Below are 18,588 nucleotides of genomic sequence, written 5' to 3' on the forward strand. Positions count from 1 at the left end.
TTGACCAAAGACCTCCGATATAAGAAACCCCGCAGATGGTCCCAGAAGAACGCCTAGAACAGATCAACCAACGGTTTCAGTTCCTTGAGGCCGCGATGGCCGATGGGGCAAGCGGTAGCGACATCGCCGCTCTGGCCAAGGAGTATTCCGATCTGCGTCCGGTGGTGGAACAGATCGAAGCCTATCGCCGCCTGCGTGACGAACTCGCCGAGGCTGAAACGATGTTGGTCGATCCAGACATGAAGGAATTGGCCGAGGAAGAGCTGCCAGTCCTCCGTGCGCGTTTGCCCGAGGCAGAGCATGCCCTGCAACTCAGTCTGTTGCCTCGTGATGCGGCTGATGCGCGGCCAGCAATGCTCGAAATCCGCCCCGGCACTGGCGGTGACGAGGCGGCATTGTTCGCCGCTGACCTGCTGCGCATGTACCAACGCTATGCCGAAGCGCGGGGTTGGCGCCTTGAGATCATCGAGGAACAGGCAACTGAACTGGGTGGGATCAAGGAAGTTGTGGCCCATATCAAGGGCGCGAACGTCTTTGCGCGCATGAAATACGAGAGCGGTGTGCACAGGGTTCAGCGGGTACCAACGACCGAAAGCGGAGGGCGCATTCACACCTCTGCCGCGACGGTGGCTGTTCTGCCCGAAGCCGAGGACGTAGACATCCAGATCGATGCGAATGACCTGCGGATCGATACGATGCGCAGTTCCGGCGCGGGCGGGCAGCACGTGAACACCACCGATTCCGCGGTGCGTATCACCCATTTGCCGTCTGGGATCGTCGTCACCAGCTCTGAGAAAAGCCAGCACCGCAACCGCGAGATCGCCATGCAGGTGCTCAAGACCCGGCTTTATGATCTGGAACGTCAGCGGGTCGACAGTGAACGGTCAGCCGATCGGGCTGCACAGGTCGGCAGCGGCGATCGTTCCGAACGCATCCGCACATACAATTTTCCGCAAGGTCGTATGACCGACCACCGGATCAACCTGACGCTCTACAAGCTCGATCAGGTGATGCAGGGTGATCTGGACGAAGTGATCGACGCGCTGACTGCAGACGATCAGGCCCGGATGCTTGCCGAGATGGGCGCGTGACGACCGCCGCGCAGGCCATGGTGGCCGCAACGGCGCGCCTGCGCGCTGCCGGTGTAGATGAGCCCGCACGGGATGCGCGGGTGCTTTTGGCACATGCCGCCCGGATCGAAGCGACGCGCGTGACCTTGATTGCCCCCGAGGATCTGGCACCGGATATTGGCGAACGCTATGAACAACTGATTGCCCTGCGCGCCATACGGGTGCCGGTGTCACATCTGGTGGGCGAGCGGCAGTTCTATGGCCGCCGGTTCAAGATCAGCGCCGATGTGCTCGATCCACGCCCGGAAACCGAGACGCTGATCGAGGCCGCGCTGTCACATCCGTTTTCCCGTGTGCTTGATCTGGGCGTCGGGTCGGGCTGTATTCTGGTCACTTTGCTTGCCGAGAACCCTCAGGCGACTGGATTGGGTGTTGATCTGAGCGAGGCGGCTTGCTTGCAGGCGAGCGCAAATGCCGTCCTGCACAATGTCCAAAGCCGCGCCGAAATCCAGCAGTCCGACTGGTTCGATGCGGTTTCGGGGGAGTTTGACCTGATCGTGTCCAACCCGCCTTATATTGCGCAGGACGAAATGCCCGAGCTTCAGACCGAAGTGCGACAGCATGAACCGGAAATGGCGCTGACGGACGGTGGTGACGGATTGGGGGCTTATCGATCCATTGCCGCGCAGGCGGCGGATCATTTGCTCCCCGGTGGCCGACTGCTGCTGGAAATCGGACCGACACAGGCAGATGCGGTCATTGCGCTTTTGGTCAAAGCCGGGTTCACCGAACCGACCGTAATCCATGATCTTGATGGCAGGCAGCGTGTCATTCTTGCCGTTGCAGCGTGACTTATCGATCCAGTGAGGCCGAAAAGCGCCGATTTTAGCCAAAAAGAAGTGAAATATGTTCGGAAAGGCTTGTCTGTGGCAGCCGGACATGGTTACTCAAGGGTGTTGCCCCGACAGATGCTCTCCGAGCACGCGTGCAACGCCAAGCCCAAAAAGTCGGTGATCCGGTATTTACTTGAACGCACGAGGCGTGAAGCGGATCAAAAGACAGCGAGTACAAGGCTGACACTAAGCATATGAGATCGTCCAAATCACGTTCGCGTTCAAAGTCGAACCGCAACCGGTCGCAAGGTGGTGGTAATGTCATCAACCGGGTTTTTGACAGTTCCGGGCCCGAAGGCAAGGTGCGCGGTACGCCGCAGCAGATCATTGAAAAGTACAACCAATTGGCGCGTGATGCGCAGTTGTCCAATGATCGTGTCGCGACCGAGAATTTCCAGCAACATGCCGAGCATTACCTGCGTTTGCTGAGCGAAGCACAGCGGGAAATGGATAACCGCCGGGAAGAACAGGAACGTCAGAACCGCGAAAGACAGGCTGAACGTGACCGCGAGCGCGCAGAGCGACAGGAACGCGAAGCAGCGCAGCAACCGTCCGCGCCACCGCAACCCGCGGAGCCTCTGGCGGCACCGCAGCCCGCCGATCCCGCGAGCGCGCCCCAACCAGATGTCCTGGATCTGAACAGTGGCGATTCCGGGGATAGCGGATTGGTGGAAACGCCCGAAAGCAAACCCAAAAAGCCAGCGCGCAAGCCGCGCACGCGCAAACCTGCGCCAAAGCCGACAGAGGCTGCAGACGGTGCGGGCAGCACCGAGGCGCCGGTCAAGAAAACGCCTGCGCCCCGGAAGTCAAAAGCAAAGGCAAAGGCAACGGCGGAAGTTAGCGCGACAGACAAGCCTGACGGCAACCCCGAAGCCGCCGAATAAGATCACGGCGCGTCAGCTGTCAAAGCTGCGCGCCAGTGCGCAAAACCCTTCCAACGGCACTTGTTCCGCCCGATCCGTCGGGCGCAACCCCACAGACAGCAGCCGATCCTCGATATCAGGGGCCAGCCCCTTGAGTGCAGCGCGCAGCATTTTGCGGCGCTGATTGAAGGCTGCGGCAACAACCCTTTCCAATGTCTTGGGGTTCGCCGGAAAGCGCGGCTCGGGAAGGGCGGTCAGATGCACGACCGCGCTCGACACCTTGGGCGGTGGCGTAAAGGCTCCGGGGGGCAGGCTCATCGCGATGCGGGCCTCGCTGCGCCACTGTGCCAGAATAGCTAAACGTCCATAGGTCTTGCTGCCCGGTTGCGCCACGATCCGCTCTGCCACTTCGCGCTGAAACATCAGCGTCAGGCTTTGCCAGAACGGTGGCCAGGTCGGGGGGGTCAGCCAGCGCACCAGCAATTCGGTGCCGACGTTGTAGGGCAGGTTTGCAGCCACCCGAACCGGCGATTCCAGATGCGCCATGGCGTCGACCTCAAGCGCGTCGCCTTCGATGATCTCAAGCCGTCCGGGATAGGCCGCTGCGATGTCCTGCAGGGCAGGGATGCAGCGGCTGTCCTTTTCGACGGCCAGCACCTTGCGCGCGCCTTGGGCAAGCAGGCCACGGGTCAGCCCACCGGGACCAGGGCCGATTTCCAGTACGTCGCAGTCGCCGAGATCACCGGCCTGCCGCGCGATTTTTGCCGTCAGGTTCAGATCGAGGAGAAAGTTCTGTCCCAAGGATTTGCGGGCCGACAGCTGATGTGACGCGATGACCTCGCGCAGAGGGGGCAGATTGTCGATGGCGCTCATGATTTTGCTCCGTCATCGCAATGAACCAAGGAGCCTGAAACGCTATCTGTTGAGCGACGTGCCATGGTCTGCGCGCATTTGAGCGCCTCAATCAGGCTGGTCGGGTTTGCAGTTCCCTGACCCGCAATATCGAACGCAGTGCCATGATCCGGCGACGTGCGGATAAAGGGCAGGCCAAGCGTGATATTGACGCCCAGATCGAAATCCAGCGTCTTGATCGGGATCAGCGCCTGATCGTGGTACATGGCGACCACGGCATCGTAGTTCTTGCGCGCTGCGGTGTGAAACAACGTGTCGGCAGGGTGTGGCCCGGTCACGGTCATCGCATCATTTTTGAGTTCAGCAATCAACGGTTCGATCCATGCAAGTTCTTCGTCACCCATGGCCCCGCCTTCACCTGCGTGGGGGTTCAGCCCGGCCACGGCAAGGCGCGGATGACTGATGCCGAATTGCTGTCTTAGTCCATCCGCCGTGATGGCAATCGTCTCGCGCAAGAGATCGGGGGTCAGGGCGCGGGGGACTTCGGCGAGCGCAATGTGAATCGTCGTCGGGACCACCCGCAGTCGCTCGCTGGCCAGCATCATCACGACCCGCTCACGCCCGGCCAGAGCGGCCAAAAACTCGGTATGGCCGGGATAGGCGAACTGTGCGCCGTTAATCAGAACCTTCTTGCTGATAGGAGAGGTACAGGCCGCACTGGCCGCGCCTGATTGCACTAGCGCCACGGCACGCTCGATCACCTCGACCACACCACGTGCATTGCGAAGATCTGGGCTTCCGGGGGTAGAGGCAGCCGCGAATGCATGTGCCAACACGGGCAATCCCCGCCCGCACGCACCGATCACCTGACCCGGCGCGGTGATCTCGACAACGGGCGTGTCGCGGGGCAGGTGGCGCGGATCGCCGATCCAGAAGAATGGGCAGTCTGCGCCGAGTGTCTGCCACGCCTTGACGGCCAGTTCAGGGCCAATACCCGCAGGGTCCCCACAGGTCAACGCGATGGGCGCGGTCATCGTTCGACAATGGTGGCGTCGGCGTGCAACTGATCCAGATAGCTGTCAGCATAGGCCGTCAGCCGCTGTTGCAGAAGCGACTGTGCGACCTGCTCGCGCGTGGCTTCTTCGTTTGATTCGGCTGTGCGTCCGCACATCATCAGCAGGACAAGTGTCTGACCGTTTGATCGGGTAAGGGCCGTGGAAATTTCGCCCTCATCAAGCTTAGCCAGTTCGACGGCAACATCACGTGGTATCTCTGACGGTTTCTGACTAAGCATCTCCAATTGCGTGGCCGGCTGCCCCTTGGCAATGCCGTAAAGATCATCACAAGTGTCAATGTCTCTGCTAATGCGTGCGGCAGTGCCGAGAGCCTCTGACGTCCGACCGCCGGGCAGATAGTAGAGCGCATAGTCGATTGTGGAATACCGAGGCGTGGTCACGGCGCTTTCCTTGATGTCGCGAAGCTGAAACAGGGCAACTGCCTCGGGTAGCGGAATTGGGTCGGTGACTTCGCCGGGTGTCAGGGCAAGAATCACCGGTCGCAGGCCCGGTGGCAGATCGTTGAGGTTGATCCAATCCATCCGCCCGCCATTGGTGCGGGTCTGTGTGGCCGAATATTTGCTGGCCGCATCGGAAAAGGCGGCAAAACTGCTGACTTGTGACACCTGCGCCGCCAATTCATCGACTTGCTCTTGGGTTTGCGGCGTGACCGGGATGATGAGTTCCGACAGAAGCACGCGCACACCACCGCTGCCGCCGCTGCCAATTGCGCGGTCGATTTCTGTGTCACTTGGCCGGGAACGCGACAGGTAAAGGCCACGGACCAGCTCGCGCCATGCGACGTTGACCTTGGCAAAGTCACGCAGGGTCTCGACCGAAACGCCGCCCTCTTCGACGGCCTTGATAAATTCTTCGGGTGACAGTTGAGCGCGCGAGGACAGTTCCTCGATGCCGGTTTCAATGTCTTCGGGCGTGACCTCAAGATCGTAGAGCTTGACGGCCTGCATCTTCAATCGGTCTTCGATCAGAGCCTCGCGTGCCATCACGTCCGGATTGCCTGGCGCGCCCAGCAACTTCAGGAATTCGGCTCGCTGTTCAAGTTCGTAGCGGGTGATGACCTGATCGTTGACAGTGATCACCGGGGCGAACAGCCCCTGGGCCGTTGCGATGCCTGCAAACGTCGACAGGGCCAGTCCCACAACAAGACCGGATCGCAACCGGCGGGTCAGGGGCGAGAATCGGAAAGTAAGGTTCAACTGCATGATCGCCTATATTTTTCTGTTCCGCTTTCTACGGCAAAGCCGCGTAGCGAGATACTAAAGCCAAAATCGGTCGTGGGCTCAATACTTGTCGTTGACGTATAATCACGACTGAGCGAAAGATCGACCGTTACACATTCATTGCGATAGACAACGCCCAGTCCGGCCCGTGTGGCGCGCTGATCGGACAGGTCATAACGCAGGCTGGCGCCCGCAGACCAACGCCGGTTGATGTCGTAAGTTCCATCGAACCACACTTCGGAAAGCGGCGAGTCGCGGTCTTCCTCAAGATCAGCGCCCAGCCACAGATAGGTGCTCGCAAGATCCAGCCGTTCGTTGCTCCAACTGCCGCGAAACTCGGCCTTGTCCATGCTGAGTGAGTTGTCAATCAGCCCGCGTCCGGTTAGCAGGAGCCCGTTGTCGTGCTGGAACTGTCCCGCAACCAGGATCGAGGATGACGTACCCGACAATCCCGAGGTGTCGGTAAAGGAATCGTTTGCCGTCTTGCGGAAAACCTGACCGATCGTAGCCCATGCCTGCCAACCCGACGGTGCATAGCGCGACCAGTTCAACCCATAGACCAAGGCCGCGCCATCCTCACGTCGATCAGGGGCGGGAAAGCGCGACAGCGACAAAAGGTTGCCCTGATCAAACTCCACGAACCGGCTCTCGTCATTGGGTGGGTCTTCGCCATGAACGTCGCTCCAACCAAGCTGGACAACCGGTGCCAGATAGTGAGTGACGCCATTGCCCACGCTCTTGCTCATCGGATAGCTGAGCGTCAGCGCTGCGGTCGGGGTCGTGCGAATGATATCGTCAGGATAGTCGCTGTCCTGATAAACCTTGAAGATGTCGCCCGTGACGCCCATCTGCCAATCGGTCCGCAACCCGTTGCCAGCAATCCACGTTCGGCGCCAATCGATACCGGCAGTCGCGCGCAGCACATCGCGCCCGTCGATATCGACGTCGGAAACGCGTTCATGCCCATGACCTTCGAAGGTCAATCTTAGCTCACCGCCGATTGCATTGGGGAAATATCGCCTTTGATAGAATACGTCCGCGAACCGGCTGGGGGTTGTTTCGTCATCGTCCTCACGTAGGGACTGATAGTGGATCAGGTCGATCTGGAACGCACTGTCACGCCTGACCCGGGTCAGCGCGATCTCGCTGCGTAGACGGTCGAGATCCGGCAGATCATATTCGGACAGGTAGGCGTCGTCTGAAACCAGCGCCAGCTCAAATTTAAGATCGAAGTCGCGCGGCAAGTCGAAAACGCCGTAGCCAAACAGATAGCCGCGCGAGTCGCCCGGCTGAATGTCATCGCGGGTGTAGGCGCCTTCGAAATTGATCCGTCCGTTGCGAAAGGCTTGCCGATAGCGATAATCAAGCGTTCGGGTCCGCGAGGAAACATAAGGCGCCAGAGTTATATCGCGGGAGTCGCCGAGCGGTATGAAATAGGGGAGGCGTATCCCGGTTCCCAACTGCGACGTGGTCCGCAATGAGGGAATCAGGAACCCTCGTCCACGCTCCAGCGTCGGGTCAGGCAGCCGGAACCGCGGCAGGTACATGACCGGCACGTCCAGAATGCGAAACTGTGCATCTTCGAAGTAAAGCTGCCTTTCAGCCTGGTCGTGAATCACCTTGCGTGCACGGATCTGCCAGAGTGGGGGGCGGCCATCTTCGCAGACATGGCACGATGTGACTGAGGTCTTGAAGAGCTGGGTGTAGCGTCCACTGACGCGGTTCATCTGCAGCGCCGCCATTTGCAGCTGTTGGTCGAGCACCATCCGCGCGCCGGTCAACAGGCCGTTCTGCAGGTCGGAGTCGATTTCGGCGGCACTGGCGAGAATCACTATTTCCCCACCGTCATCAATGCGAATCGGCCCTTCGATAGAGAGCGTGCCGGTCTCGCGATCAAACGTGATCCGTTTGGCGCGCAGCCGGGTTTCACCCTGAAACGCTTCGACATTGCCTTCGGCGACAAGTTGGCGATCGGGCGTGACAAAGACACTGTCCGCGACCAACGTTGCTGGCAGCGTCTCTTGTGCAACAGCGTCTTCGCCCTGTTGCGCCAATGCGGGCAGGGCTGGCCAGAGGGCCAGCAGCACGAAGAGACGTTTCAAAGCTGTGCCGATCGTCTGCGTCATCCGTCTTCCGCGTACAAAAGTAATCCGAGGGTGAGCAGAATCGATGCGATCGGCGGAGCCCAGGCGGCCAGCGTTACGGGGATCTGACCATTCTCGCCGAGTATTTGCGCAAAGTTTCGAATGAAGTACAGCCCGAAACCCAACAGAACCGAGGCCAGCACTGCGACGCCTGTGCCACCAAAGCGGGTGTGGCGCATGGTAAAGGTGGCTCCGACCAGCACCATTGCGATCAGAAACAGCGGCCGTGCCAGCTCGGACTGCAGCCAGACCTCTTGTCGCTTGGTGGCAAATCCCGCGCGTTTCAGTTCGCGAATGGTTTCTGGCAAGTCATAGATCGAGATACCGGTCGGCTTGCCGATGCTGTCGCGAATCCGGTCTTCGGTCAGCGTTGTCGGAATGCGAAGAATGTCATGTGTGGCGGCGCTGGTTTCCGGGTTCAGGCCAGTGACCAGCGGCCAAACTTTGACGTCGCCCAGTATCCATTCGTCCTGTGTCAGTGTCGCGCTTTCCGCGCGCATCTGGCGGACAGGGCCACCATCCTTTGCGTAAGTCAGGATGGTCACGTCGTAGAGCACCAGCGAGTCGGCGCCCTCACCATAGCCGGTGGCGTGGATCACTGACTGCCCCTGCAGAGCGCCTTGCCGCAGCCACAGACCTTCGCCGCTGAGCGACAGGGCGGATGGGCCACCGGTTCGATAGGTATCGACCAGTTGCTGATAGCGGTTGGAGGTCGCCGCGACGATTGGGTTCAGTGTGCTGACGGCAAGCCCACCGATAACCATTGCGACCAGAACCGGAGCGGCCAGCGCACGAATACCCGAACGCCCAGCTGCGCGCGTCACAACAAGTTCGCTGCTGCGTGCGAGACCGACGAACAGAACGACGGTGGAAAGGATCATGAGCAGAGGCAGGATCTCGTTGATCGCCGCCGGAGCGCTCAGCAGCATCAGGCGAAAAAGCTGGCCAAAGCTGACCTCCACGCCCTCGAATTTTCTGAGTTGTTCAATCAGGTCGATCAACATGATCAAGGTTAGGAACACGGCCCCGATCATCAGGAAGCTGAAGAGAAAACGTTTGGCAAAATACCGATCAAGGATCATGTCGCGACCTCGGCAGTGGGGGCGGTGTTGGCCTTGGCTCTGCGTTTCTTCGGTCGTGAAGCGAGCCACAGGAACAGGGTCGCAATTATCACCCCGACCACGGTCGGGAGGTAGGTGAGGGGCCAGAAATCGGCATTCTCCAGGACCGGGTCAGACACGATGCCCCGCAGAACTTCCAAAAACACCAACAGGACAAAGGCCAGTAACGCCTGTCGCCAGACTCCAAAACGAGAGAACCCGCCCAGAAGCAATGTCGAGAACCCGATCAGCGTTACGGCGACACAGACCAGCGCGCGGGCAAAGCGCAGATGCAGCTCTTCGGCAAGCTGCCCCGACGTGTAACCATCAGTCTCGGTGATCGCATCCGGCGAACGCATCAGTTCAAGCGTCGGGATCGAGCGAATGTTACGGGTGCGGGTGTCGTTTTTGTTGATCAGAGAGCTGATATCGAACGAGAAATCGGCGAAAACGGTGGTCGATAGCGTCTGTGTCACCGTATCCAGCCGTTGCGCCATGCCGTCCACCATGATCAGGTTGGAACGCTCGCCGTCGCGGACCAGAAACGCCTCGGCACCGGTATAGATCACGCTTTGTTTTGGATCACGCTGGTCCGACAGAAACACATCGTTTAGCCGGCCATCCGGGTCGATCTGGCGAATATAGAAAGTGACCCCGCCAGCCGGATGCAGAAAACTGCCTTCGGTCAACAGCCGAGCCGTGACGTTGCGTGCTATCTCGGCTTCGCGCAGTTCAAGTTGTTTGGTCGAGGCTGGCAATAGCACATGGGTCAATATGCTCATCATGGCGGCGGTGATCAGGCCAAAGGCCAGGGCAGGGCGCGCCAGTTGCCAAGGGCTCGATCCGGTGGCCTGCATCACCGTCAGTTCGCTTTCAGAGTTCAGCCGGTTGGTGACATAGACCGATGCGGCAAAGGCCGCCATCGGCAATACCATGCGGATGAGATTGGGCAGGGTCAGAGCGGTGAATTCAAAGAACACCATGGCCGATTGGCCGTCCCCGATCAGCTTGTCAAACAGCACCACCGCGCGATTGATCCAGAACACAGCAACAAGAATCAGCGAGAAAAAGCCGAACAACACAAGGTACTGCGACAGGACGTATCTGTCGTATCGTGACACCGCGCTCTCCCAGTTCGACTTCAAAATTGGTGAGCGCGACCCTAATGCAATTCTGTGGTGGCGAAAACTGCTATCTGGTCAACCCGCATCGCCCGCGTTACCTGTAGCCGCAACAACAGTTTGGAGAGCCTTGAGATGAGCCGTTTGACGCCAATTGCATTCGAAACCACGGATCTGGACGTGATGGAGGCTGCCAAGGGGCGGGTCGTCATCATTGTGACACCGGACGGCAAGATGGACCCGTCTGCGCGCCGGGCCAATCGCCTGACCAAGGGCGCAATCGCCCGGCTGGTGGCGAGCGATAAGTTCTCCAAAGCCAAGTCGGGGCAGGTGATATCGCTGGCATGGCCGACTGGCCTCGCCGCCGAAGCCTTGGATGTGCTGGTTCTGGACCGCAACAACACCGCCGTTGATGCGCGTAAGGCCGGTGCGGCGCTGGCCAGATTGAAGGCGGGCAAGCCGCTGAGCGTGATGACGGGCGGTATGCGCAAGGCGGCAGAACTCGCCCTGGGGATTGCACTCCGGGATTATCGTTTTGATGCCTATAAATCCAAGGATGATGACAGCGCGGACGACGCTGCACCTGTGACGCTCTATCATACCAAGGCCGAGGATATCTCTGCTGCCGCTGCGCCGCTGTTGGCCGTGGCTGAAGGCGCGCATATGACGCGCGATCTGGTAAATGAACCTGCGAACGTGCTGACCACCACCGAGTTTGCCGACCGCCTGGCGGAAATGAAGGAGCTGGGACTCAAGGTTGAAGTTCTCGAAGAAGACAAGCTCGCAGAGCTGGGCATGCGCACATTGCTTGCGGTCGGGCAGGGCTCGGCCAGCCCGTCCAAGGTTGTGGTGATGCAGTGGGACGGCGGCAAGAAAGACGACGCACCGCTTGCGCTGGTCGGCAAGGGCGTGGTGTTTGACACTGGGGGTATCTCGCTCAAACCGTCCGGTGGCATGGAAGACATGACCATGGATATGGGGGGTGCGGGTGTTGTTGCCGGAACCATGCGGGCGTTGGCGTTGCGCAAGGCACCGGCCAACGTGGTGGGTCTGGTGGGGCTTGTGGAAAATATGCCGTCAGGTACAGCGACTCGCCCCGGTGACGTGATCAAATCCATGCAGGGCACGACCGTCGAAGTGGTCAACACCGATGCCGAGGGTCGCATGGTTCTGTGTGATGTCATGTGGTACACGCAAGAGCGGTTCAAGCCTGCTGGAATGGTCGATCTTGCGACCCTGACTGGCGCGATCATTGTTGGCTTGGGGCATGAAAACGCAGGTGTTTTCTCGAACGATAACGCCTTTTGCAACGCCTTTCTCAAATCCGCAGCGGCAGAAGGTGAGGGGGCGTGGCGCATGCCATTGGGCAAGGCCTATGACGATCTCATCAAATCGCCGATTGCCGATATCAAGAACACGGGCGGGCGGCCTGCCGGGTCGATCACGGCAGCACAGTTCCTCGCACGCTTTGTCAAGGATGACACGCCGTGGATCCATCTGGACATTGCCGGTGTAGCCTCGGTCAAAGGCGAGACCGACTTTGCCCCCAAAGGCGCGACGGGCTGGGGCGTTGCGGCGCTGAACCGGCTGGTGCAGGATAAGTTCGAAGCCTCGGAGTAATCAGGACACAGGTCTGCCCATGCTCATCCCCGCCACCCGCTACCGCGATTGCGAGGCCGCGCTGGCCTTTGTCACCGGCGTGCTCGGATTGGTCGAACACGCGGTCTATCGGGATGACGCAGGCAAGATTGTGCATGTGCAGATCCGGCTGGGCAGCGGGTTGATGATGTTTGGCCCGCCCAATGAGGGTCCCTTTGATGGGTTCATGACGGATCCCGCGTCAGCAGGGGGAGTCACAACGTCGATCTATGCCGTTGTTGATGATGTCGTCGCCCGGCACGCAAGGGCGGTCGCGGCGGGGGCCGAGATCGTGATGCCACTTGAGGATCAATCCTATGGCGGCGCGAGCTTTTCCGTACGTGACCCCGAGGGGCATATCTGGACGCTGGGCGATTACGACCCGATGGCTGCGCCGTAATGGGCGCGGCCTATTTCTATCACCTCACGCGCCAGCCGCTTGAGCACACCTTGCCTGTGCTATTGGGTAAGGCGCGGCAGGCCGGGTGGCGTATCGCTGTGCGCGGTACAGACAGCGGTCGTTTGGCATGGCTTGATGAACGGCTGTGGCTTGGCCCGGATGACGGCTTTCTTCCGCATGGGGTGGCCGGTGGTCCGCATGATGCCGACCAGCCGATCCTGCTGACAACCGGCAACGCTGCAAACGCTGCGGAATGCATGATGACGATTGATGGAGCAGATATTGCGCCCGAAGAGGTTAACTCTCTCGAACGGGTGTGCATCCTCTTTGACGGCAATGATCCCCCTGCGGTACAGCGTGCGCGTGAACAGTGGAAAGCGCTGACCGATGCTGGGTGTTCCGCGCAATACTGGTCTGAGGATTCCGGTCGTTGGGAGAAAAAGGCAGAGCGCTGATCGACAACCTTTGCCTATTTCCTTTCGATCTCGTCAAAGCGAAACAGTTGCGCGGCGTATTTGGCGCTAAAGCCATGAGCGAAGGCCGATATCAGAACAGCCGTAATCGCGATGGCGACGATCTTGTGGATCATCACGATCCCTTCAAAATCCATCGCAACGAATACCGCAAACAGCGCGGTCGCGAGGCCGCGTGGTCCAAACCAGCCATAGAACAGCCGCTCGTTTGGCGTGGTTTTTGTTCCCATCAGCGATAGCCAGATTGCAACCGGGCGGACGAACACAAGCGACAGGATCACGACAACGAGGTCCACACCCGACAAGTACGTCAGCGCTTCGGGAACAAACAGAACGCCGATGAAAAGGAAGCTGAGCATGGCAAGGAACTGGCCGTCGCCTTCAAGAAAATGGCGGGCGGGCAGCGTCGTGGAATTCACGGTATTGGCATAGGCAAGCCCGGCAACAAAGACGGCAACAAAGGCGTTGCCCTCAAAATGTTCCGCCGCGAAAAAGATGAACCCGACAAGCACCAGAACAGCGACCTGACCAAGCTCCAGATCCATCAGATTCTGGGCTATGACGTGGTTGCGCAGTTTTCCGATCACGAAACCGCCCAGCAGGCCGACACCAGCACCGATACAGATTTCCTTGACGAGCAGCTTCACAAGCGAGCCATCCCCCAGAACCGGAACCGCATCGCTGACGGCAAGCCCGGCAAAGAAGATCACGAAGGGCAAGGCGAGACCGTCGTTCAACCCGCTTTCGGCATTCATTGCATCGCGGAAGTCTTGCGGAATGCTGGTATTGGACCGTATCGATTGCCCAAGTGCCGCATCCGTCGGAGCGAGAAGCGCGGCCAGCAGACACACTTCCCAGAACGGCCAGTCCGTCAGCAGGAGCCAGTTGAGCAGTGCGCCGATGATGATCGCAAAGGGCAGACCAAGAAGAAGCATGCGCTTGGTGCGTTGACCGATCTTTTTCAACGTATCGCGCCGCAGGCTCGTGGCGTCGGCAAACAACAGCAGGGCCAGCGTGACCTCGGCCAGATGGTGAAAGGTCGAGGCTGCCTCCAGATCAAGAGCCGAGTCGCCGAGGCCGACAAACACGCCGATGGCAAGACTGACCATGGGCATCGTTATCCCAAACGCGCCAATTCTGGCCGAGTACATGCAATAGAGAAGCATCGCGAAGGCGATGTAGACGAGATAATGTTCCATGACCTGCCCTGAGGTGTTCCCGCAGCAGGGTCAACTATGCACCAAAGCAGGGTGCGACCAACCGGAAATAGCCACTGCCCCAAATTTCGGTGGCGCGGCGTGGCCGTATCAGCGCGTCAGAACAAGCGCGTTATCGCTGATCTCGATCCGGTTCCACCGCCGCAAATAGCCCATTCCCAACAGCGATTGCTCCATTTCGCCTTCGTTGACCCAGGCGGTTACACCTTGGTCGAGAACATCGCCAAGCTCGACACTGTCAAGTTTGACGCGCGCGGTGCGGACCTCGCCATTGGCGGTCAAGGCCCGTCCGGAATAGATTAGGTCGTCCAGCTGCAACCCGGCACGTTCTGCGTCCGCCGCGGTCAGCACCATTTCGGATGCCCCGGTATCCACCAAGAACTCAATGGGTTTGTCATTGACCTGCAGGGTCAGATAATAGTGCCCGTCCTGTGCACGCGGGACTTCGATTTGTCCGGTTGCTGTGATGACGCTTTGCGTCGGACGCAGGGTCTGCCGGATGTCATCCCAGACGCCGATAGCGGCGACCACGCCGATAAAGATCAGCCCCCAGGCCAACACCTGTTGCACGATCTTGCTCAGCGACTGCCGGTTCTGCGCCACGAACCATGTCAGCACCATGGCCAATAACAGGATCAGGTAGATCACGTTGCCTAGTTCAAATGACGCCATCGGGTCCTTCCAAAGTTTACACTCTGCATATAGGCATCCCGCCGACGCTTGCTAACTGGCAAATCCGAAATTGCGCAATCCGTCCAACACAAACTGGGTCGCAAGTGCCGCCAGCAACATCCCGAGCAGGCGTGTAACCACGTTGATCCCTGTCTTGCCGAGGGCCGTGGCCAGAAAACCGCTGACCAGAAACAGCAGAAAAACAAGCGCGACCACGGCGATCATGATGCCGATCACCACGGCAAGCCCTTCGAGGCCCGGCTTTTGCCCAGCCAGCAGGATCACCGTAGCGATCGAACCGGGGCCGGCAATCAGCGGAATGGCCAGCGGAAACACCGACGGATCCGGACCTTCATCTTCCTCGGCCTGACCCTCGCGGCGTTTGGTGCGCCGCTCAAACAGCATGTCGAGCGCCGTCAGGAACAGCAGGATTCCGCCCGCCACTCGGAACGCAGGCATCGAGATGCCAACAAAGCCCAGAACCGCCTCGCCAAAGGCCGCAAAGATGGCCAGAATTCCGATCGAGGTCAGACAGGCGCGTATCCCGATCGCACGCCGTCGTTTCGCCGACGTGTCCTGAGTCATGGCGATAAACAGCGGCGCCAGGCCGATAGGGTCGATCACGACAAATAGCGTCACAAAGGCGGTAATCAGAAACGCGGTATCCAATGTCAGGCCTCCGCCCGTTCAAGTTTTTCAAGTGCACTCATCCAGAGCGCCTCGGCCCGGTCAAGCCCATTCATGACTTCCGCGTATTTGCGTTGCCAGACTTCGGCTTCGCCTTTCTTGTCGTCTTCATAAAGCGCCGGATCCGCCAGTTTGGTTGCCAGCTTGTCACGCATGGTGTTCAGCTTTTGCACCCGTTCCTCGCTTTTGCGGGCCTCTGCGCGCAATGCGAGAATGGCATCGCGCGAGGGGCGCTTGGGCTTTGCTTTGGCCTCATCCGGTTTGCGCGAAGGCTTGTCGCGCGCCAGCAGCAGATCACGATAGGAATTCAGATCGCCTTCATAAGGCAGAACCGTACCTGCCGAAACCAGCCAAAGCCGGTCGGCCACTAGTGACAGCAGATGCATGTCGTGGCTGACCAGAATGACCGCGCCGGAGTAGGCGGTGAGCGCCTCGACCAACGCCTCGCGGCTTTCAATATCGAGGTGGTTGGTCGGTTCGTCGAGAATCAGCAGATGCGGCGCGGGCAGGGTGGCTAGCAGCAGTGATAACCGCGCCTTTTGCCCACCTGACAACCGTCCGACCACCGTGTCGGCCTGATCCGCACCCAGACCGAACCCGGCCAGTCGCGCACGCAAGCGGGCCTGTCCCTCGGCGGGGCGTTCACGCAGCAGGTGTTGCAGCGGGGTTTCGTCGACGTGCAGTTCCTCGACCTGATGCTGTGCAAAGAACCCGATGCGCAGCTTGTTGGAGCTGCTCATCTTGCCGGCCATCGGGGCCAGCCGGTCGCTGAGCATCTTGGCGAGTGTAGATTTGCCCTGACCGTTTTTGCCGAGCAACGCGATCCGGTCGTCCTGATCGATGCGCAGGTTCAGATCGCGCAACACAACAGTGTCGCCATAGCCGACCTTGACGCCCTCGGTGGCGATGATCGGGGGCGACAGTTCTTCGGGTTCGGGAAACGAGAATACCGTGCGCGCCGCATCCTCGGGCGCGCGGATGGTTTCCATCTTTTCCAGCATCTTGACCCGGCTCTGCGCCTGCTTGGCCTTGCTGGCCTTGGCCTTGAACCGGTCGACAAAGGCCTGCAGATGCGCGCGCCTTGCATCTTGTTTCTTGGCCGCTGCCGCCTGCACCGCACGGTTGGCAGCGCGCTGGCGGGCGAACTGGTCATAGTTGCCCGTGTAATACGTGAGCCCACGATCCTCCAGATGAAGGATGCCGCCCACGGCCCGGTTCAGCAAATCGCGATCATGGCTGATGATGATCACGGTGTGTGGATAGCGACCAAGATAGTTCTCCAGCCACAACGCGCCTTCGAGATCCAGATAGTTGGTCGGTTCGTCCAGCAACAGATAATCCGGTTGAGAAAACAACACCGCCGCCAGCGCCACGCGCATCCGCCAGCCACCGGAAAAGGCGCTGCACGGCATGGCCTGTTCGTCGCTGTCAAACCCCAGACCGCGCAGAATCGATGATGCGCGTGCCTCGGCGGACCAAGCGTCAATATCGGTCAAGCGGGTCTGAACATCGGCGATTCGCGCCGGGTCAGTGGCGGTTTCGGCCTCGGCCAGCAGGTCGGCGCGTTCGGTATCCGCGGCCAGAACGGTATCCAGCAACGACACTTCGTTGCCGGGAACCTCTTGCGCGACTCCACCGATGCGGGCCTGCGAGGGCAGGCTGATAGCGCCGCTTTCAAGCGCCAATTCACCCCGGATGAGACGGAACAGCGTGGTCTTGCCAGCGCCATTGCGCCCGACCATGCCAACCTTGTGCCCCGTAGGGATGGTGGCGCTGGCCGATTCGAACAACGGGCGGCCTTCGACGGCGTAGGTGATATCATTTATGCGTAACATGAGGCGGCTCTTAGCAGAGCCGGGGAGGCTATGGAAAGCCTGTCTCCGACGTGTTAGCGCAGCTTTGTTCGCAACCCCGAAGTCACCGAGTTCCTCATGCGACCCGCGCAAAGCCCACCGCATCTGTATACACTGGTCATCCTGACCGGAGTATCGGTGGTATCGCTGAACATGATTCTGCCTTCGCTGGCGCAGATGGCGGAAGAATTCGACGTCTCCTACGGCTATTTGAACCTCGCGATATCGGGCTATCTGGCGATTACGGCGGTTCTGCAGATCATCATTGGCCCGATGTCAGACAGGTTCGGACGCCGCCCGGTGCTCCTCGTGTCCGTGGCGATCTTTGCGCTCGCATCTGTCGGGTGCGTGCTTGCGCAAGAGTTCTGGGTCTTTCTGGCGTTTCGCCTGCTGCAAGGCGCGATCGCGGCGGGGCAGGTGCTGTCTCGCGCGATCATACGGGATATGCATCCTCCCAACGAGGCGGCGAGCCTGATGGGATACGTCGCCATGTCGATGGCGCTGGCGCCGATGTTGGCACCGGTTCTGGGTGGCGCGCTGCACATGCTGTTTGGCTGGCGGGCCGGTTTCGGTCTGTTCACGTTTATGGGCTTCGCGGTTCTGGCCTTGCTCTGGTTCGACCTTGGCGAAACGCACCGAACGCCATCCGCAAAGTTCGGGCAGCAATTGCGCGAATATCCCTACCTGCTGAAGTCGCGCCGGTTCTGGGGGTACAGCCTTTGTATCGCATTCTCGGTGGGTGGCTTTTATACCTTCATCACCGGCGCACCGCTTGTTGCCTCCGCTTGGTTCGATCTCAGCCCGGCCATGCTGGGTGTTGGAATCGGCATCATCACCACCGGTTTCATGGCGGGCAATTTTGTCACAGGACGGATGGCGGCGCGCACCGGTTTGATGCCGCTGATCCTCTGGGGGCGCAGCGCCGCAACCATTGGGCCGCTGATCGGCCTTGTCCTCTTCTTTCTGGGCCTCGGGAGCGTCTGGGTGTTTTTTGCCTCTGCAATCGCAGTAGGATTTGGCAACGGGCTGACCATTGCAAACGCCAGCGCAGGCCTGTTGTCAGTGCGCCCCAGCCTCGCGGGCACGGCTTCGGGTCTGTCGGGGGCGCTGGCAGTTGGGTTGGGGGCCGTTCTGACCAGCAGCACCGGTGCGATCGTGACGGCCGGAAATGCACCTTTTGCGGTTCTGGCGATGATGTCGGTGATCAGCGGCTTCGGCTTGCTGTCTGCACTCTACGTTCGATGGCGCGATCAGATCGATCCGCTTGTGGACGTGGCCTGACACGACCACGGCGATTCAGGTCAAAATG

17 protein-coding genes are annotated in these 18,588 nt (G+C 59.9%); 7 read left to right on the top strand and 10 right to left on the bottom strand.

All coding sequences use genetic code 11. The features are described 5' to 3' along the window. Positions 1-35: 35 nt before the first annotated feature. From prfA to ABJO75_RS11005, 3 genes are all read left to right on the top strand, one after another. The gene (gene prfA, locus ABJO75_RS10995; RefSeq protein ID WP_348130233.1) at positions 36-1,091 is read left to right on the top strand and encodes a peptide chain release factor 1; all 1,056 of its coding nucleotides are present in this window, start codon (positions 36-38) and stop codon (positions 1,089-1,091) included. 17 nt (positions 1,092-1,108) lie between these two features. After that, on the top strand, positions 1,109-1,921 hold the full coding sequence (prmC, locus tag ABJO75_RS11000; protein ID WP_348130483.1) for a peptide chain release factor N(5)-glutamine methyltransferase: 813 nt from the start codon (positions 1,109-1,111) through the stop codon (positions 1,919-1,921). Positions 1,922-2,157: 236 nt separating this feature from the next. Further along, positions 2,158-2,847 carry a DUF4167 domain-containing protein gene (locus tag ABJO75_RS11005; RefSeq protein ID WP_348130236.1) on the top strand — a complete coding sequence of 230 codons (690 nt, stop codon included), beginning with the start codon at positions 2,158-2,160 and terminating at the stop codon, positions 2,845-2,847. Between the two features lie 12 nt (positions 2,848-2,859). On the opposite strand, the gene rsmA is transcribed toward ABJO75_RS11005, so the two are convergent. Genes rsmA through lptF form a run of 6 tightly spaced genes read right to left on the bottom strand, consistent with a single transcriptional unit; the run spans position 2,860 to position 10,339 of the window. Beyond that, complete coding sequence (gene rsmA / locus ABJO75_RS11010; protein ID WP_348130239.1) at positions 2,860-3,699, bottom strand: 16S rRNA (adenine(1518)-N(6)/adenine(1519)-N(6))-dimethyltransferase RsmA; 840 nt, start codon at positions 3,697-3,699, stop codon at positions 2,860-2,862. Further along, positions 3,696-4,712, bottom strand: a complete 1,017-nt coding sequence (gene pdxA, locus ABJO75_RS11015) for a 4-hydroxythreonine-4-phosphate dehydrogenase PdxA (protein ID WP_348130242.1) — start codon at positions 4,710-4,712, stop codon at positions 3,696-3,698. The genes rsmA and pdxA overlap by 4 nt, the downstream gene beginning before the upstream one ends. Further along, complete coding sequence (locus tag ABJO75_RS11020) at positions 4,709-5,956, bottom strand: peptidylprolyl isomerase (RefSeq protein ID WP_348130244.1); 1,248 nt, start codon at positions 5,954-5,956, stop codon at positions 4,709-4,711. Before ABJO75_RS11020 ends, pdxA begins: the two co-directional genes overlap by 4 nt. Beyond that, positions 5,947-8,100, bottom strand: coding sequence for an LPS assembly protein LptD (gene lptD, locus ABJO75_RS11025; RefSeq protein WP_348130247.1), 2,154 nt, complete (start codon positions 8,098-8,100; stop codon positions 5,947-5,949). The genes ABJO75_RS11020 and lptD overlap by 10 nt, the downstream gene beginning before the upstream one ends. Beyond that, complete coding sequence (lptG, locus tag ABJO75_RS11030) at positions 8,097-9,200, bottom strand: LPS export ABC transporter permease LptG (protein ID WP_348130250.1); 1,104 nt, start codon at positions 9,198-9,200, stop codon at positions 8,097-8,099. Before lptG ends, lptD begins: the two co-directional genes overlap by 4 nt. Continuing rightward, entirely contained in the window at positions 9,197-10,339 is a 1,143-nt protein-coding gene (gene lptF, locus ABJO75_RS11035; protein WP_348130253.1) for an LPS export ABC transporter permease LptF, read from the bottom strand. Before lptF ends, lptG begins: the two co-directional genes overlap by 4 nt. Positions 10,340-10,474: 135 nt before the next feature. On the opposite strand from lptF, the gene ABJO75_RS11040 reads away from it, so the two are divergent. From ABJO75_RS11040 to ABJO75_RS11050, 3 genes are read left to right on the top strand one after another with little or no spacing between them, the layout of a single operon-like run. Continuing rightward, positions 10,475-11,959 (top strand): leucyl aminopeptidase, encoded by a 1,485-nt coding sequence (locus tag ABJO75_RS11040; protein WP_348130255.1) that lies wholly within the window; start codon positions 10,475-10,477, stop codon positions 11,957-11,959. 19 nt (positions 11,960-11,978) lie between these two features. Continuing rightward, positions 11,979-12,377 carry a VOC family protein gene (locus ABJO75_RS11045; protein WP_348130257.1) on the top strand — a complete coding sequence of 133 codons (399 nt, stop codon included), beginning with the start codon at positions 11,979-11,981 and terminating at the stop codon, positions 12,375-12,377. Then, positions 12,377-12,832, top strand: coding sequence for a DNA polymerase III subunit chi (locus ABJO75_RS11050; RefSeq protein ID WP_348130260.1), 456 nt, complete (start codon positions 12,377-12,379; stop codon positions 12,830-12,832). Before ABJO75_RS11045 ends, ABJO75_RS11050 begins: the two co-directional genes overlap by 1 nt. Positions 12,833-12,846: 14 nt before the next feature. Here the strand turns inward: ABJO75_RS11050 and ABJO75_RS11055 are convergent, their stop codons facing one another. The 4 genes from ABJO75_RS11055 to ABJO75_RS11070 form a co-directional block, all read right to left on the bottom strand. Then, complete coding sequence (locus ABJO75_RS11055; protein ID WP_348130263.1) at positions 12,847-14,049, bottom strand: cation:proton antiporter; 1,203 nt, start codon at positions 14,047-14,049, stop codon at positions 12,847-12,849. A 108-nt stretch (positions 14,050-14,157) separates the two neighbouring features. Next, positions 14,158-14,739, bottom strand: coding sequence for a TIGR02281 family clan AA aspartic protease (locus tag ABJO75_RS11060; RefSeq protein WP_348130265.1), 582 nt, complete (start codon positions 14,737-14,739; stop codon positions 14,158-14,160). Positions 14,740-14,790: 51 nt separating this feature from the next. Further along, positions 14,791-15,408 (bottom strand): MarC family protein, encoded by a 618-nt coding sequence (locus tag ABJO75_RS11065; RefSeq protein WP_348130268.1) that lies wholly within the window; start codon positions 15,406-15,408, stop codon positions 14,791-14,793. A gap of 2 nt (positions 15,409-15,410) precedes the next feature. Next, entirely contained in the window at positions 15,411-17,261 is a 1,851-nt protein-coding gene (locus tag ABJO75_RS11070) for an ABC-F family ATP-binding cassette domain-containing protein (RefSeq protein ID WP_348130271.1), read from the bottom strand. Positions 17,262-17,357: 96 nt separating this feature from the next. Here ABJO75_RS11070 and ABJO75_RS11075 point away from each other — a divergent pair, with 96 nt between their 5' ends. Next, positions 17,358-18,560 carry a multidrug effflux MFS transporter gene (locus ABJO75_RS11075; protein WP_348130274.1) on the top strand — a complete coding sequence of 401 codons (1,203 nt, stop codon included), beginning with the start codon at positions 17,358-17,360 and terminating at the stop codon, positions 18,558-18,560. Positions 18,561-18,588 lie beyond the last annotated feature (28 nt).

Origin of the sequence: Sedimentitalea sp. (assembly GCF_039973035.1) — a bacterium.
GTDB lineage: Bacteria > Pseudomonadota > Alphaproteobacteria > Rhodobacterales > Rhodobacteraceae > Sedimentitalea.